Source organism: Pseudomonas sp. NPDC089392 (genome assembly GCF_044749595.1).
Lineage (GTDB): Bacteria > Pseudomonadota > Gammaproteobacteria > Pseudomonadales > Pseudomonadaceae > Aquipseudomonas.
This window is the reverse complement of sequence record NZ_JBIVIF010000023.1, coordinates 56,264-70,641: the sequence shown is the minus strand read 5'-3', so window position 1 is coordinate 70,641 and position 14,378 is coordinate 56,264. Positions and strand designations below refer to the sequence as shown.

The 14,378-nt window shown below is 62.3% G+C and carries 13 protein-coding genes; 8 read left to right on the top strand and 5 right to left on the bottom strand.

What is annotated here, in order from left to right; genetic code table 11:
* Positions 1–34: 34 nt before the first annotated feature.
* Positions 35–295 carry a cold shock domain-containing protein CspD gene (gene cspD / locus ACIP1G_RS19360; RefSeq protein ID WP_400739974.1) on the bottom strand — a complete coding sequence of 87 codons (261 nt, stop codon included), beginning with the start codon at positions 293–295 and terminating at the stop codon, positions 35–37.
* Between the two features lie 230 nt (positions 296–525).
* Between cspD and clpS the strand changes: the two genes are divergently transcribed.
* Together clpS and clpA are read left to right on the top strand one after the other, a co-directional pair.
* Positions 526–888 (top strand): ATP-dependent Clp protease adapter ClpS, encoded by a 363-nt coding sequence (clpS, locus tag ACIP1G_RS19355; RefSeq protein WP_003251220.1) that lies wholly within the window; start codon positions 526–528, stop codon positions 886–888.
* A gap of 30 nt (positions 889–918) precedes the next feature.
* A complete protein-coding gene (gene clpA, locus ACIP1G_RS19350) occupies positions 919–3,189 on the top strand; it encodes an ATP-dependent Clp protease ATP-binding subunit ClpA (protein ID WP_400739972.1) in 2,271 nt (756 codons plus the stop codon).
* A 184-nt stretch (positions 3,190–3,373) separates the two neighbouring features.
* Here the strand turns inward: clpA and infA are convergent, their stop codons facing one another.
* The 3 genes from infA to aat form a co-directional block, all read right to left on the bottom strand.
* Entirely contained in the window at positions 3,374–3,592 is a 219-nt protein-coding gene (gene infA / locus ACIP1G_RS19345) for a translation initiation factor IF-1 (RefSeq protein WP_002553999.1), read from the bottom strand.
* Positions 3,593–3,694: 102 nt separating this feature from the next.
* Positions 3,695–4,402, bottom strand: a complete 708-nt coding sequence (locus tag ACIP1G_RS19340; RefSeq protein WP_322362595.1) for an arginyltransferase — start codon at positions 4,400–4,402, stop codon at positions 3,695–3,697.
* A gap of 56 nt (positions 4,403–4,458) precedes the next feature.
* The gene (gene aat, locus ACIP1G_RS19335; protein WP_400739969.1) at positions 4,459–5,142 is read right to left on the bottom strand and encodes a leucyl/phenylalanyl-tRNA--protein transferase; all 684 of its coding nucleotides are present in this window, start codon (positions 5,140–5,142) and stop codon (positions 4,459–4,461) included.
* A gap of 445 nt (positions 5,143–5,587) precedes the next feature.
* Between aat and ACIP1G_RS19330 the strand changes: the two genes are divergently transcribed.
* The 6 genes from ACIP1G_RS19330 (at position 5,588) to cysG (ending at position 13,214) form a co-directional block, all read left to right on the top strand.
* On the top strand, positions 5,588–8,116 hold the full coding sequence (locus tag ACIP1G_RS19330) for a DNA translocase FtsK (RefSeq protein ID WP_400739966.1): 2,529 nt from the start codon (positions 5,588–5,590) through the stop codon (positions 8,114–8,116).
* A 62-nt stretch (positions 8,117–8,178) separates the two neighbouring features.
* On the top strand, positions 8,179–8,802 hold the full coding sequence (gene lolA / locus ACIP1G_RS19325) for an outer membrane lipoprotein chaperone LolA (protein WP_346646098.1): 624 nt from the start codon (positions 8,179–8,181) through the stop codon (positions 8,800–8,802).
* Between the two features lie 12 nt (positions 8,803–8,814).
* Complete coding sequence (locus ACIP1G_RS19320) at positions 8,815–10,140, top strand: replication-associated recombination protein A (RefSeq protein ID WP_400739963.1); 1,326 nt, start codon at positions 8,815–8,817, stop codon at positions 10,138–10,140.
* The gene (gene crcB, locus ACIP1G_RS19315; RefSeq protein ID WP_400739960.1) at positions 10,137–10,511 is read left to right on the top strand and encodes a fluoride efflux transporter CrcB; all 375 of its coding nucleotides are present in this window, start codon (positions 10,137–10,139) and stop codon (positions 10,509–10,511) included. The genes ACIP1G_RS19320 and crcB overlap by 4 nt, the downstream gene beginning before the upstream one ends.
* 30 nt (positions 10,512–10,541) lie before the next feature.
* Positions 10,542–11,822: a serine--tRNA ligase gene (serS, locus tag ACIP1G_RS19310; RefSeq protein ID WP_400739958.1), complete on the top strand. Its 1,281-nt coding sequence runs from the start codon at positions 10,542–10,544 to the stop codon at positions 11,820–11,822.
* Positions 11,823–13,214: a siroheme synthase CysG gene (cysG, locus tag ACIP1G_RS19305; RefSeq protein ID WP_400739956.1), complete on the top strand. Its 1,392-nt coding sequence runs from the start codon at positions 11,823–11,825 to the stop codon at positions 13,212–13,214.
* A 137-nt stretch (positions 13,215–13,351) separates the two neighbouring features.
* Here the strand turns inward: cysG and ACIP1G_RS19300 are convergent, their stop codons facing one another.
* Positions 13,352–14,311, bottom strand: coding sequence for a glutathione S-transferase family protein (locus ACIP1G_RS19300; protein ID WP_400739953.1), 960 nt, complete (start codon positions 14,309–14,311; stop codon positions 13,352–13,354).
* Between the last annotated feature and the right edge of the window lie 67 nt (positions 14,312–14,378).

Genomic DNA, 14,378 nt, shown 5'->3' with positions numbered 1-14,378 from the left:
GGTTTTTTCGTATACCGGCAGACGGCGCTGCAGATCAGGCGTCGGCAGTGCTGCTGGCTGGCCGTGCGCTGGCCGGCGCTGGCGAGGCAGTCGAAGCGCTGCTGATGTTGATCGCGTGCAGGCCTTTGGGGCCCTGGATGATCTCGAAACTCACGGCTTGACCGGCCTTGAGCGTCTTGTATCCGTCCATCTGGATGGCTGAGTAATGGGCGAACAAGTCTTCATCCTTACCCTCTTCATTGATGAATCCATAGCCTTTGGCATTGTTGAACCACTTGACTTTACCGCTTGCCATCCCTAAGTCCCTCTGCAAAGGACTCCATCACTGGAGTATCATCCACGTCATCCGCATACGAACCTTGCGAAAAATCTGGTTGACTGCGCGGATCTTTATCGACCACGGTGGGTTCTTATTGGTTGTAACACCGTTTTGCCGATAGTCAAGGTCATGCGGCGCGTGCGCCGGTTGCGGCCTTTGCAGTCAACCCACAACCTTAACCTGTCGCTCATGATGAAATTCTTTCCATGCATGCACCTAGTGAGATTCGACTAACATTCAATCAGGATCGCCCGCAATCGAATGAGGACGACGGCTCGGGTCTTGCAGTCCAGGAAGCCAAGCCGATCCTGCAGGCGCCACCGATGTACAAGGTGGTTTTGTTCAACGATGACTACACGCCGATGGATTTCGTCGTCGAAGTGCTCGAAACGTTCTTCAGTCTGAACCGCGAGCTGGCGACCAAGATCATGCTGACCGTCCATACCGAAGGGCGGGCAGTGTGCGGATTGTTTACCCGTGACATCGCCGAAACAAAGGCTATGCAGGTCAACCAATACGCCAGGGAAAGCCAGCATCCGCTACTCTGTGAAATCGAGAAGGACGGTTAATCGCCGACCACTTGGGTATGAGGTGAAGCTATGTTAAACCGCGAGCTCGAAGTCACCCTCAATCTTGCCTTCAAGGAGGCCCGTTCGAAGCGTCATGAGTTCATGACCGTCGAACATCTGCTGCTGGCACTCCTTGACAATGAGGCTGCCGCGACCGTTCTGCGCGCCTGTGGCGCCAATCTCGACAAGCTCAAGCACGACCTGCAAGAGTTCATCGATTCCACTACGCCGCTGATTCCTGTCAACGACGAAGACCGTGAAACCCAGCCAACCCTGGGCTTCCAACGCGTGCTGCAGCGTGCCGTGTTCCACGTGCAAAGCTCCGGCAAGCGCGAAGTCACCGGCGCCAATGTGCTGGTAGCGATCTTCAGCGAACAGGAAAGCCAGGCCGTGTTCCTGCTCAAGCAGCAGAGCGTGGCCCGCATCGACGTGGTCAACTACATCGCTCATGGCATCTCCAAGGTGCCGGGCCATGGTTCGCAGTCTGAAAGCGACCAGGAAATGCAGGACGAAGAGGGCGGCGAATCTTCCTCTTCGAGCAACCCGCTGGATGCCTATGCCAGCAACCTGAACGAGCTGGCCCGTGCCGGCCGTATCGACCCGCTGGTAGGCCGCGAGCAGGAAGTGGAGCGCGTGGCGCAAATCCTTGCCCGTCGGCGCAAGAACAACCCGCTGCTGGTGGGCGAGGCCGGTGTGGGCAAGACGGCTATCGCCGAAGGCCTGGCCAAGCGCATCGTCGATGGCCAGGTGCCCGACCTGCTGGCGCAGAGCGTGGTGTACTCCCTCGACCTGGGCGCATTGCTGGCCGGTACCAAGTACCGCGGCGACTTCGAAAAGCGCTTCAAGGCGCTGCTTGGCGAGCTGCGCAAGCGCCCGCAGGCAATCCTGTTCATCGATGAAATCCACACCATCATCGGCGCCGGTGCTGCGTCGGGCGGGGTGATGGATGCGTCCAACCTGCTCAAGCCGTTGCTGTCGTCGGGTGAAATCCGTTGCATCGGTTCGACCACTTTCCAGGAGTTCCGCGGCATCTTCGAGAAAGACCGTGCCCTGGCGCGGCGCTTCCAGAAGGTGGATGTCAGCGAGCCTTCGGTCGAAGACACCGTGGGCATCCTGCGCGGCCTGAAAGGGCGCTTCGAGAGCCACCACAACATCGAGTATAGCGACGAAGCCCTGCGCGCCGCCGCCGAACTGGCCTCGCGTTATATCAATGACCGGCACATGCCGGACAAGGCTATCGACGTGATCGACGAGGCCGGCGCCTACCAGCGCCTGCAGCCGGAGGCCAACCGTGTCAAACGCATCGATGTGCCACAGGTCGAGGACATCGTAGCCAAGATCGCGCGGATTCCGCCAAAGCACGTCACCAGTTCCGACAAGGAGCTGCTGCGTAACCTTGAGCGTGACCTGAAGCTGACCGTTTTCGGTCAGGACCAGGCCATCGACTCGCTGGCCACCGCCATCAAGCTGTCCCGTGCCGGCCTCAAGTCGCCAGACAAGCCTGTCGGTTCGTTCCTGTTCGCCGGCCCTACCGGCGTTGGCAAGACCGAAGCGGCGCGGCAGCTGGCCAAGGCGCTGGGCGTGGAGCTGGTGCGCTTCGACATGTCCGAGTACATGGAGCGCCACACCGTGTCGCGCCTGATCGGTGCACCGCCTGGTTATGTTGGTTTCGACCAGGGTGGTTTGCTGACCGAGGCAATCACCAAGCAACCGCATTGCGTGCTGCTGCTCGACGAAATCGAGAAGGCCCACCCGGAAGTCTTCAACCTGCTGCTGCAGGTGATGGACCACGGTACCCTGACCGACAACAACGGGCGCAAGGCCGACTTCCGCAACGTGATCGTGATCATGACCACCAACGCCGGTGCCGAAACCGCCGCGCGGGCCTCGATCGGCTTCACCCATCAGGACCATGCGTCCGATGCCATGGAAGTCATCCGCAAGAGCTTCACGCCGGAGTTCCGCAACCGCCTGGACACCATCATCCAGTTCGGCCGCCTGAGCCACGAAACGATCAAGAGCATCGTCGACAAGTTCCTTATCGAACTGCAGGCGCAGCTGGAAGACAAACGTGTGCTGCTGGAGGTCAGTGATGATGCTCGTGGCTGGCTGGCGGCGTCGGGCTACGATGTGCAGATGGGCGCGCGGCCAATGGCGCGGCTGATCCAGGACAAGATCAAGCGGCCGTTGGCCGAGGAGATCCTGTTTGGTGAGCTGGCCGAGCATGGTGGCGTGGTGCACGTCGACTTGCGCGATGGTGAACTGGTGTTTGACTTCGAGACCACGGCTGAGGTTGCGTGACGCAAGGGCCGGGGCTGTGTCTGTGGGAGCGGCTTTAGCCGCGAACACCGGCGCAGCCGGTGCCATCCATCGCGTTGGGTTCTTCGCGGGTGAACCCGCTCCCACAGGGCTGCAACGCAGCGCCCTACGATCTTGAAGGCACAAAAAAGCCCGGCGCATGGCCGGGCTTTTTCATGGCTTGAGCTTAGCGCGCACGGTAAGTGATGCGGCCCTTGCTCAGGTCGTACGGCGTCAGTTCGACGCGGACCTTGTCGCCAGTGAGAATACGGATGTAGTTCTTGCGCATCTTTCCGGAGATGTGCGCGGTTACGACGTGCCCGTTTTCCAACTCCACGCGGAACATGGTGTTGGGCAGGGTGTCGACGACAGTACCTTCCATTTCGAAGCTGTCTTCTTTCGACATGCAGTTGAGCCCTCGGTATCCAGTGTTGGCCCGACGCATAACCGCACCGGGCAAAAAAGTGGCGTGGATTATGCCCGAAAACTGCGTGTCAAGCCAATGCTTTCAGTTGAGGGTGACCCAGCGCTGATTTATCAGCAGCTCGATAGGCCGATACTGCGTCTTGTAATTCATTTTCTTGCAGTTCTTGATCCAGTAACCCAGGTAAACCGCCTCCAGGTCCTGCCGCAAGGCTTCGGTGATCTGCCAGAGGATGGCAAAGCGGCCAAGGCTGCGGCGTTCTTCATCCGGCTCGTAGAAGGTGTACACCGCCGACAGGCCGTTGGGCAGCAGGTCGCACACCGCCACCGCCAGCAACCGGCCCTCCAGGCGGAACTCGTAGAACCAGCAGAACGGCAGGTCGCGCACCAGGAAGGTGGAAAACTGGTCGCGGCTGGGCGGGTACATATCACCGTCGGCGTGGCGGGTTTCGATATAGCGCCGGTACAGGTCGAAGTACTCTTCCTTGAATGCCGGGCGCGCCGCCGTCACGGTCAGGTCGGCGTTGCGCTTGAGGATGCGCCGTTGCTGGCGGTTGGGGATAAAGCGCGCCGCCGGGATGCGTGCCGGCACGCAGGCGTTGCAGTTCTGGCAGTGCGGGCGATACAGGTGGTCGCCACTGCGGCGGAAGCCCATTTCCGACAAGTCGGCGTACACGTGCACGTCCATCGGCTGGCTGGGGTCGAGGAACAGTGTGGTCGCCTGCTCGTCGGGCAGGTAGCTGCAGGAGTGGGGTTGAGTGGCATAAAACTTCAACCGCGCCAACTCTGTCATGATCAACCCCCATCGGTGAGACTTTGTTTAAGTGTAAGCCAGCTATGGCAAACCGCCTAGGCAACCACCCATGTAGCGCTGTTGGGCTGGTCGAGGTGGCGGGCCAGGTAGCCGGCGAACTCGGCGCGGCTGATGGCATGGGCGCCCAGGCTGTGCAGGTGGTTGGTTGGCATCTGGCAGTCGATAAGCACAAAGCCCGCCTGGCGCAGGTGCTCGACCAAGGTCACGAAACCGACCTTGGAGGCGTTGTCGGCGCGGCTGAACATGGATTCGCCGAAGAACAGCTGGCCCATGGCCAGGCCGTACAGGCCGCCGACCAGCTCGCCGTCCTGGCGCACCTCCACCGAATGGGCGATGCCGCGGCGGTGCAGTTCGCAGTAGGCGTTACGCATGGTGTCGGTGATCCAGGTGCCGTCGGCGTAGTCGCGTGGTGCTGCGCAGGCGGCAATCACGGCCGGGAAGTCAGTGTCGAAGCTGACCTGGTAGCGGCCCTGGCGCATCAGCTTGGCCAGCGAGCGCGATACGTGCAGCTGGTCTGGCAGCAATACTGTGCGCGGGTCGGGTGACCACCACAGGATCGGCTGGCCGTCCTGGTACCACGGGAAGCAGCCATGGCGATAAGCCTGCACCAGGCGCTCGGGGCTCAGGTCACCGCCGGCGGCGAGCAGGCCGTTGGGGTCGTGCAGGGCCTTTTCCAGGGGCGGGAAGGTCAGCGAGTCGCGGGTCAGCCAGGTGAGCATGGTCTATTGTGCGGTGGGGGAGGGGAGAGGGCAGCATGGCTTGCGCGCATGGCAGGGTCAATGGTTGTGGCTTCTTCGCGGGTAAACCCGCTCCCACAGGTATTGCACAGGTACTGAAGGCAGTGGGGTACCTGTGGGAGCGGGTTCACCCGCGAAGAGGCCGCCACAGACAATGAAAATAGGCAATTTCCTACACATTCATGAAACCGCAGGCACCATCCGCTACATTTGCTGTCACACCTGTGCAAAAACACAGCATAAGCCTTTGTCACAAAAGAAAATGCATGCTCAAATTGCAGCTATATGAAAGTCGCCCCCGGCCGAACCCCCATACGGCGTGCCGCCATGGCGGCTGGCGGGCAGTAATGTTAAAAGTAGTGGTTCATTGGTCGCACCGCCGGCCGATCACTATTGGACGCGCAGCACGCGCAGGAATAGACGCGTTTTGAAGAAATCCACTGCAACCCCAGCTCCCTTGCCCGTGCCGCTATGGCGGCAGCAGATGCATTATCGCCTCAAGGAAGGTGCGTTGATCGCTGTCGGCGCCCTGTGCCTGTACCTGTGGATGGCGCTGCTGACCTACGACACCTCGGACCCGGGCTTCAGCCACACCAGCAACATCGACCAGGTGCAGAACGCCGCCGGGCGTGCCGGTGCCTACTTTGCCGACATCCTGTTCATGGTGCTGGGCTACTTTGCCTACATCTTCCCGCTGCTGCTGGCGATCAAGACTTGGCAGATCTTCCGTGAGCGCCACCAGCCCTGGGACTGGAGCGGCTGGCTGTTCTCCTGGCGCTTGATCGGCCTGGTGTTCCTGGTGCTGTCCGGTGCCGCGCTGGCACACATCCATTTCCACCCTCCGGCGAGCATGCCGTTCTCTGCGGGTGGTGCCCTGGGCGAGAGCCTTGGCGAGCTGGCGCGCAACCTGCTGAACGTGCAGGGCAGCACCCTGATGTTCATTGCCCTGTTCCTGTTCGGCCTGACCGTGTTCACCGATTTGTCGTGGTTCAAGGTGATGGACCTGACCGGCAAGATCACCCTCGACCTGTTCGAACTGGTACAGGGCGCCGCCAACCGCTGGTGGGAAGCACGCAACGAGCGCAAGCGCCTGGAGGCGCAACTGCGCGAGGATGAACCGGTGGTCAAGGCTGCGCCGATGGCCGCTGAGAGGCGCGAACCGGCCAAGCCGGCGTTGCGTGAGCGCATCTTCAAACGTGAAGAAGCGCCCGGCCCGGTAACCGAGCAACGTGAGCCGACCCTGGGCCGCGAGCCCGTCGTGGCGGCTCGTGAACCTGTCGTACCCGCTCGTGAACCAACCCTCACCCGTGAACCTGTCGTGCCGCGCGAGCCGGCGGTGCCCCGTGCGCAGCCTGCAACCCCGATGATCGTGCCGCCTGCAGCCGACAAGGCGCCAGAGCCGATCAAGCGGGTGTTCAAGGAAAAGCAGGCGCCGCTGTTCATCGACAGCGCCGTGGAAGGCACGTTGCCGCCGATCTCCATCCTCGACCCGGCCGAGCAAAAGAAAATCGAGTACTCGCCAGAGTCCCTGGCCGGTGTCGGCCAGTTGCTGGAAATCAAACTCAAGGAATTCGGCGTTGAAGTGACGGTGGACTCGATCCACCCGGGCCCGGTGATTACCCGATACGAAATTCAGCCGGCCGCTGGCGTGAAGGTCAGCCGCATCGCCAACCTGGCCAAGGACCTGGCGCGTTCGCTGGCCGTGACCAGTGTGCGTGTGGTCGAGGTCATCCCCGGCAAGACCACCGTGGGTATCGAGATCCCCAACGAGAACCGGCAGATGGTGCGCTTCTCCGAAGTGTTGTCGTCGCCGCAGTTCGATGAGTCCAAGTCGCCAGTCGCCCTGGCCCTGGGCCATGACATCGGCGGCAAGCCGGTGATCACCGACCTGGCCAAGATGCCCCACCTGCTGGTGGCCGGTACTACCGGTTCCGGTAAGTCGGTAGGTGTGAACGCGATGATCTTGTCGATCCTGTTCAAGTCCGGGCCGGAAGACGCGCGACTGATCATGATCGACCCGAAAATGCTTGAACTGTCGATCTACGAAGGTATCCCGCACCTGCTGTGCCCTGTGGTCACCGACATGAAGGACGCCGCCAACGCGCTGCGCTGGAGCGTGGCCGAGATGGAGCGACGCTATAAGCTGATGGCGGCCATGGGCGTGCGTAACCTGGCCGGCTTCAACCGCAAGATCAAGGATGCCGAGGAAGCCGGCGAGATCATTCACGACCCGTTGTACCGCCGTGAAAGCATGGACGATGAGCCGCCGGCCCTGAAAACCCTGCCAACCATCGTGGTGATCGTCGACGAATTCGCCGACATGATGATGATCGTCGGCAAGAAGGTCGAAGAGCTGATCGCCCGTATCGCACAGAAGGCGCGGGCGGCCGGTATTCACCTGATCCTGGCCACCCAGCGCCCGTCGGTGGACGTGATCACCGGCCTGATCAAGGCCAACATCCCGACCCGCATGGCCTTCCAGGTCTCCAGCAAGATCGACTCGCGCACCATCATCGACCAGGGCGGTGCCGAACAGCTGCTGGGCCACGGTGACATGCTGTACATGCCACCGGGCACCAGCCTGCCGATTCGCGTGCATGGCGCGTTCGTTTCCGATGACGAAGTGCATCGCACGGTCGAAGCGTGGAAGCTGCGCGGCGCCCCGGACTACAACGACGACATCCTAAACGGTGTCGAAGAGGCCGGCAGTGGCTTTGATGGCGGCGGCGGTGGTGGCGATGGTGACGATGCCGAAACCGATGCCCTGTATGATGAAGCGGTGCAGTTCGTGCTTGAGAGCCGTCGTGCTTCCATTTCTGCTGTGCAGCGCAAGCTGAAGATCGGCTACAACCGTGCCGCGCGCATGATCGAGTCGATGGAAATGGCCGGTGTGGTCACCCCGATGAACAGCAACGGCTCGCGGGAAGTGATTGCCCCGGGCGGCCCGCGCGACTGATGAACACCTTGCTGGGCGCCAACGGTGGCGCCCGGCGTTTTCAATGCCCAATGAGGATTTCCATGCGCGCGATTCGCATGCTGTTGGTTTCTGCCCTTACCCTGGGCACTGTTACGGCTTATGCCGGTGAGCAAGATGTACAACGCCTGACCCAGCTGCTGGAAAAGTCGCAGACCATCGAGGCCAACTTCTCCCAGCTGACCCTGGGTGCCGATGGCACCAGCCTGCAGGAAACCTCGGGCAAGATGACGGTCAAGCGCCCGGGCCTGTTCTACTGGCACACCGATGCACCGCAGGAGCAGGTGGTGGTGTCGGACGGCAAGAACGTCACCCTGTGGGACCCGGACCTGGAACAGGCCACCATCAAGAAGCTCGACGTGCGCCTGAATCAGACCCCGGCGCTGCTGCTGTCCGGTGACGTGTCGAAGATCAGCCAGAGCTTCGACATCGCCTCGAAAGAGCAGGGCGAAGTGGTGGACTTCACCCTCAAGCCGAAGACCAAGGACACCTTGTTCGACTCGCTGCGCGTGTCGTTCCGCAAGGGCCTGATCAACGACATGCAGCTGATTGACAGTGTTGGTCAGCGTACCAACATCCTGTTCAATGGCGTCAAGGCCAACCAGGCGGTGCCGGACAGCAAGTTCAAGTTCGACATCCCCAAGGGTGCGGACGTGATCAAGGAGTAACCAGAGCCCGTCATGGACCTGTTTCGAAGCGAACCCGTCGCCCAGCCTCTGGCCGCCCGCCTGCGCCCGTCCAACCTGGACGAGTACGTCGGCCAGGAGCACCTGCTGGCGCGTGGCAAACCGCTGCGCGAGGCGCTGGAGCAGGGTGCGCTGCACTCGATGATCTTCTGGGGGCCGCCAGGGGTGGGCAAGACCACCCTGGCGCGGCTGCTGGCGCAGTTCTGTGATGCGCACTTCGAGACGGTGTCGGCAGTGCTGGCCGGGGTGAAAGAGATTCGCCAGGCGGTCGAGGTGGCCAAGCAGCAGGCCGGCCAGTACGGCCGCCGCACCATCCTGTTCGTCGATGAAGTGCACCGCTTCAACAAGTCGCAGCAGGACGCCTTCTTGCCCTATGTGGAAGACGGCACGCTGCTGTTCATCGGCGCCACCACCGAAAACCCCTCGTTCGAGCTGAACAACGCGCTGCTGTCGCGGGCGCGGGTGTATGTGCTCAAAAGCCTGGACGAGGCGGCGCTGCGCAAGCTGGTGAACCGCGCGCTTAGCGAAGAGCGCGGCCTGGGCAAGCGCAACCTGCGGGTTGGTGACGACGCCTTCAAGATGCTGATGGCCGCCGCCGACGGCGATGGCCGGCGCATGCTCAACTTCCTTGAAAACGCCTCGGACCTGGCCGAAGACGGCAGCGAGATCGACGTCGAGATGCTGCAGAGCCTGCTGGGTGACAGCCGCCGCCGCTTCGACAAGGGCGGCGAGGCGTTCTACGACCAGATTTCCGCGCTGCACAAGTCGGTGCGCGGCTCCAACCCCGATGGCGCCCTGTACTGGTTTGCGCGCATGCTCGACGGCGGCTGCGACCCGCTGTACATCGCCCGCCGCGTGGTGCGCATGGCCAGCGAAGACATCGGCAACGCCGACCCGCGCGCGCTCAGCCTGTGCCTGGCGGCGTGGGATGTACAAGAGCGCCTGGGCAGCCCCGAAGGTGAACTGGCGGTGGCCCAGGCCATCACTTACCTGGCCTGTGCGCCGAAGAGCAACGCGGTGTACATGGGCTTCAAGACCGCCCTGCGCGAAGCGGCCGAGCATGGCTCGCTGGAGGTGCCACTGCACCTGCGCAACGCGCCGACCAAGCTGATGAAGCAACTGGGCTACGGCGACGAATACCGCTACGCCCACGATGAACCTGACGCCTATGCCGCCGGTGAAGACTATTTCCCCGATGAGCTTGAGCCGCGCCAGTATTACCAGCCGGTGCCGCGAGGCCTGGAGCTGAAGATTGGCGAGAAGCTGCGCCACCTGGCCGACCTCGACCGCAACAGCCCCCGCCAGCGGAGAAAACCGTGATTGCACTGATCGCCGCGGTCAGCGCGGGCGGTATTGCCGGCACCTTGTTGCGCTTTGTGACCTCGAACTGGGTAGCGGCCCACTGGCCACGGCACTTCTATATCGGTACGCTGGCGGTCAACCTGGTTGGCTGCCTGCTGATCGGCTTGCTCTATGGCTTGTTTCTGCACAAGCCGCTGGCGCCGGTCGAATTGCGCGCCGGCCTGATTGTCGGCTTCCTTGGCGGCCTGACAACCTTTTCCTCCTTCTCGCTCGATACCGTGCGCCTGATGGAAAGTGGGCAAGTGCCCCTTGCCTTGGGCTATACCAGTATCAGCGTGGTGGGCGGGCTACTGGCCACCTGGGCCGGCCTGTCCCTGACCCGATTCTGAACCAACACCTACCTATAACGAGAGAACGATATGCTCGATTCCAAACTGTTACGCGGCCAACTTCAGGAAGTGGCGGATCGCCTGGCCTCCCGTGGCTTCAGCCTGGATGTCGCGCGCATCGAATCACTGGAAGAGCGCCGCAAGGCGGTACAGACCCGCACCGAGCAGCTGCAGGCCGAGCGTAACGCCCGCTCCAAGTCGATCGGCCAGGCCAAGGCCAAGGGCGAAGACATCGCGCCGCTGATGGCCGACGTCGAGCGCATGGCCAATGAACTGGCCGCTGGCAAGACCGAACTGGACGAGATCCAGGCGGAACTGGACGGCATCCTGCTGACCATTCCTAACCTACCAGACGCCAGCGTACCGGTCGGTGCCAGCGAAGAAGAAAACGTCGAAGTGCGCCGTTGGGGCACGCCGAAGGCCTTCGACTTCGAAATCAAGGACCACGTCGCCCTTGGCGAAGTCAGCGGTGGCCTGGACTTCGAAGCTGCGGCCAAGCTGTCCGGCGCGCGCTTTGCCGTGCTGCGTGGCCCAATCGCCCGCCTGCACCGCGCCCTGGCGCAGTTCATGATCAACCTGCACACCGGTGAGCACGGCTACGAGGAGCACTACACCCCGTACATGGTCCAGGCCCCGGCCCTGCAGGGCACCGGCCAGCTGCCGAAGTTCGAGGAAGACCTGTTCAAGATCACCCGCGAAGGCGAGGCTGACTTCTACCTGATCCCGACTGCCGAAGTGTCGCTGACCAACCTGGTGGCCGGGGCAATCCTCGACGCCAAGCAGCTGCCGCTGAAGCTGGTCGCCCATACCCCGTGCTTCCGTAGCGAAGCCGGCGCTTCTGGCCGTGACACCCGCGGCATGATCCGCCAGCACCAGTTCGACAAGGTCGAGATGGTGCAGGTGGTAGAGCCGGCCAAGTCGATGGAAGCCCTGGAAGGCCTGACCGCCAACGCCGAACGCGTGCTGCAGCTGCTGGAGCTGCCGTACCGCGTATTGGCCCTGTGCACTGGCGACATGGGCTTTGGCGCGGTGAAAACCTACGATCTGGAAGTGTGGGTACCAAGCCAGGACAAGTACCGCGAAATCAGCTCGTGCTCCAACTGTGGCGACTTCCAGGCGCGCCGCATGCAGGCCCGCTGGCGCAACCCGGAAACCGGCAAACCAGAGCTGGTGCACACCCTCAATGGCTCCGGCCTGGCGGTAGGCCGTACCCTGGTTGCTGTGCTGGAGAACTACCAGCAAGCCGACGGTTCGATCCTGGTGCCAGAAGTGCTGAAGCCGTACATGGGCGGCGTTGAGGTCATCCGCTAAATGGATTACCTGCCGCTGTTCCACAAGCTGCAAGGCGGCCGCGTGCTGGTCGTCGGTGGCGGTGAGATCGCCTTGCGCAAGGCGCGCCTGCTGGCTGATGCCGGCGGCGTGCTACGCGTGGTGGCGCCGGACGTCGACGGCCAGTTGGCCGCGTTGGCCCGGGAAGGTGGCGGTGAGGTGCTGGTGCGTGGCTATCAGGCCGCCGACCTGGTCGGCTGCCGGCTGGTGATCGCGGCCACCGACGACCCTGGGCTGAACGCCCAGGTGTCGGCGGATGCGCAGGCCCTCAGCCTGCCGGTCAACGTGGTGGATGCGCCGGCCTTGTGCACGGTGATCTTCCCGGCGATTGTCGACCGTTCACCGTTGGTGATTGCGGTGTCCAGCGGCGGTGACGCCCCGGTTTTGGCGCGCTTGATTCGCGCCAAGCTGGAGGCCTGGATCCCTTCCGCCTACGGTGAGCTGGCCGGGTTGGCAGCGCGTTTCCGGCACAAGGTCAAAACCTTGTACCCAGACGTCAACCAGCGTCGTGGCTTCTGGGAAACCGTGTTCCAGGGGCCGATCGCCGAGCGCCAGCTGGCCGGGCAGGGCGCTGAAGCCGAACGCCTGTTGCAGGCGATGGTAGAAGGCGTGCCGGTGCAACAGGGCGGTGAGGTGTACCTGGTAGGCGCAGGTCCGGGTGATCCGGACTTGCTCACCTTCCGTGCCTTGCGCCTGATGCAGCAGGCCGACGTGGTGCTGTACGACCGTTTGGTTGCGCCTGCGATCATCGAGATGTGCCGGCGTGATGCCGAGCGCATCTACGTAGGCAAGCGCCGTGCTGACCATGCCGTACCGCAGGACCAGATCAATCGCCTGCTGGTCGACCTTGCCCAGCAGGGCAAGCGCGTACTGCGCCTGAAGGGTGGCGACCCGTTCATCTTCGGCCGGGGTGGCGAAGAGATCGAAGAGCTGGCCGAGCATGGCATTCCGTTCCAGGTGGTGCCGGGCATTACTGCGGCCAGTGGTTGTTCCGCTTATGGCGGGATTCCGCTGACTCACCGCGATTATGCACAGTCGGTGCGCTTTGTTACCGGGCACCTGAAGGATGGCACCAGCAACCTGCCTTGGGATGACCTGGTGGCGCCGGCACAGACCCTGGTGTTCTACATGGGGTTGGTCGGTTTGCCGACTATCTGTGCCGAGCTGATTCGCCATGGCCGTGCGGCCAGTACCCCGGCGGCCTTGGTGCAGCAGGGGACTACGCGTAACCAGCGGGTGTTCACCGGTACCCTGGCGGATTTGCCGGACCTGGTGGCCCAGCATGAAGTGCATGCGCCGACCCTGGTGATTGTTGGGGAAGTGGTGCAGTTGCGTGACAAGCTGGCCTGGTTCGAAGGTTCGCAGAACAGCTGAAATCGTTGGGGCCGCTTTGCGGCCCATCGCGACACAAGGCCGCTCCTACAAAGTACCGCGCAATGCCCGAGGCGAGCGCGATCCCTGTGTAGGAGCGGCCTTGTGTCGCGATGGGCTGCAAAGCAGCCCCAACGATCTCAAGCCTGCCAAATCCCTTTACCCACCAACCGCTCCCGATCATGCGGCTGGTTGAAGTCCTGCAAAGGCCCCTTAGGCACGATCCCATTCGGGTTGATGGTCTTGTGGCTCATGTAATAGTGCTTCTGGATATGCTCCATATCCACCGTCCCCGCTACCCCCGGCCACTGGTACAGCTCACGCAGCCAGTTCGACAAGTTGTGGTAATCGCTCAGCCGGCGCAGGTTGCACTTGAAGTGCCCGTGGTACACCGCATCGAAACGCACCAGCGTGGTGAACAGGCGTACATCAGCCTCGGTCAGGTACTCACCCGCCAGGTAGCGATTTCGGCCTAGCAAGTCTTCCAGATAATCCAGCTCGTTGAACACTTCATCAAACGCCGCTTCATAGGCGTCTTGCGTGGTAGCAAAGCCCGCCCGGTACACGCCGTTGTTCACCGCCGGATAAATACGCTCGTTCAGCGCCTCGATGGTCGGGCGCAGCGGCTCGGGGTACAGATCCAGAGTATTGCCAGTCAGTTCGTTGAACGCGCTATTGAAGATGCGGATGATCTCCGACGACTCGTTGTTGACGATGCGCTTCTCTTTCTTGTCCCACAGCACCGGCACAGTCACCCGACCGGTGTAGTGCGGGTCGTCCTGGGTGTAGCGCTGGTGCAGGTACTCCAAGGCGTCGAGGTGATCGCCGCTGGAGCCTTGCTGTTGGTCGAAGGTCCAGCCATGGTCCTGCATCAGCCAGCTGACCACCGATACATCGATCAAGGGCTCCAGGCCCTTGAGGGCGCGGAGAATCAGCGTGCGATGGGCCCATGGGCAGGCCAGCGATACATACAGGTGATAACGGCCGGCTTCTGGCGCGGGCAGTTGGTTGCGGCGCTGGGCGTTTTCGCGTTTGAACGTGCCGTCCTTGCCGTTTTCATACCACTGGTCATGCCAGCGGCCGTCGATCAAAAGGCCCATGGTGAGCTCCTGAAACAAAGTTGTTTGTCGTTGGAGCCCAGTCTAGGCCAAATCGTTCGAACAAATA

What these genes read in the sequence shown, in the direction of transcription:
- aat (WP_400739969.1), bottom strand. Translation starts at nt 5,142, where the DNA reads ATGCTCACCTGGCTGACCCGCGACTCGCTGACCTTCCCGCCCCTGGAA.
- clpA (WP_400739972.1), top strand. Translation starts at nt 919, where the DNA reads ATGTTAAACCGCGAGCTCGAAGTCACCCTCAATCTTGCCTTCAAGGAG.
- clpS (WP_003251220.1), top strand. Translation starts at nt 526, where the DNA reads ATGCATGCACCTAGTGAGATTCGACTAACATTCAATCAGGATCGCCCG.
- infA (WP_002553999.1), bottom strand. Translation starts at nt 3,592, where the DNA reads ATGTCGAAAGAAGACAGCTTCGAAATGGAAGGTACTGTCGTCGACACC.
- lolA (WP_346646098.1), top strand. Translation starts at nt 8,179, where the DNA reads ATGCGCGCGATTCGCATGCTGTTGGTTTCTGCCCTTACCCTGGGCACT.
- ACIP1G_RS19340 (WP_322362595.1), bottom strand. Translation starts at nt 4,402, where the DNA reads ATGACAGAGTTGGCGCGGTTGAAGTTTTATGCCACTCAACCCCACTCC.
- ACIP1G_RS19320 (WP_400739963.1), top strand. Translation starts at nt 8,815, where the DNA reads ATGGACCTGTTTCGAAGCGAACCCGTCGCCCAGCCTCTGGCCGCCCGC.
- ACIP1G_RS19300 (WP_400739953.1), bottom strand. Translation starts at nt 14,311, where the DNA reads ATGGGCCTTTTGATCGACGGCCGCTGGCATGACCAGTGGTATGAAAAC.
- cysG (WP_400739956.1), top strand. Translation starts at nt 11,823, where the DNA reads ATGGATTACCTGCCGCTGTTCCACAAGCTGCAAGGCGGCCGCGTGCTG.
- serS (WP_400739958.1), top strand. Translation starts at nt 10,542, where the DNA reads ATGCTCGATTCCAAACTGTTACGCGGCCAACTTCAGGAAGTGGCGGAT.
- cspD (WP_400739974.1), bottom strand. Translation starts at nt 295, where the DNA reads ATGGCAAGCGGTAAAGTCAAGTGGTTCAACAATGCCAAAGGCTATGGA.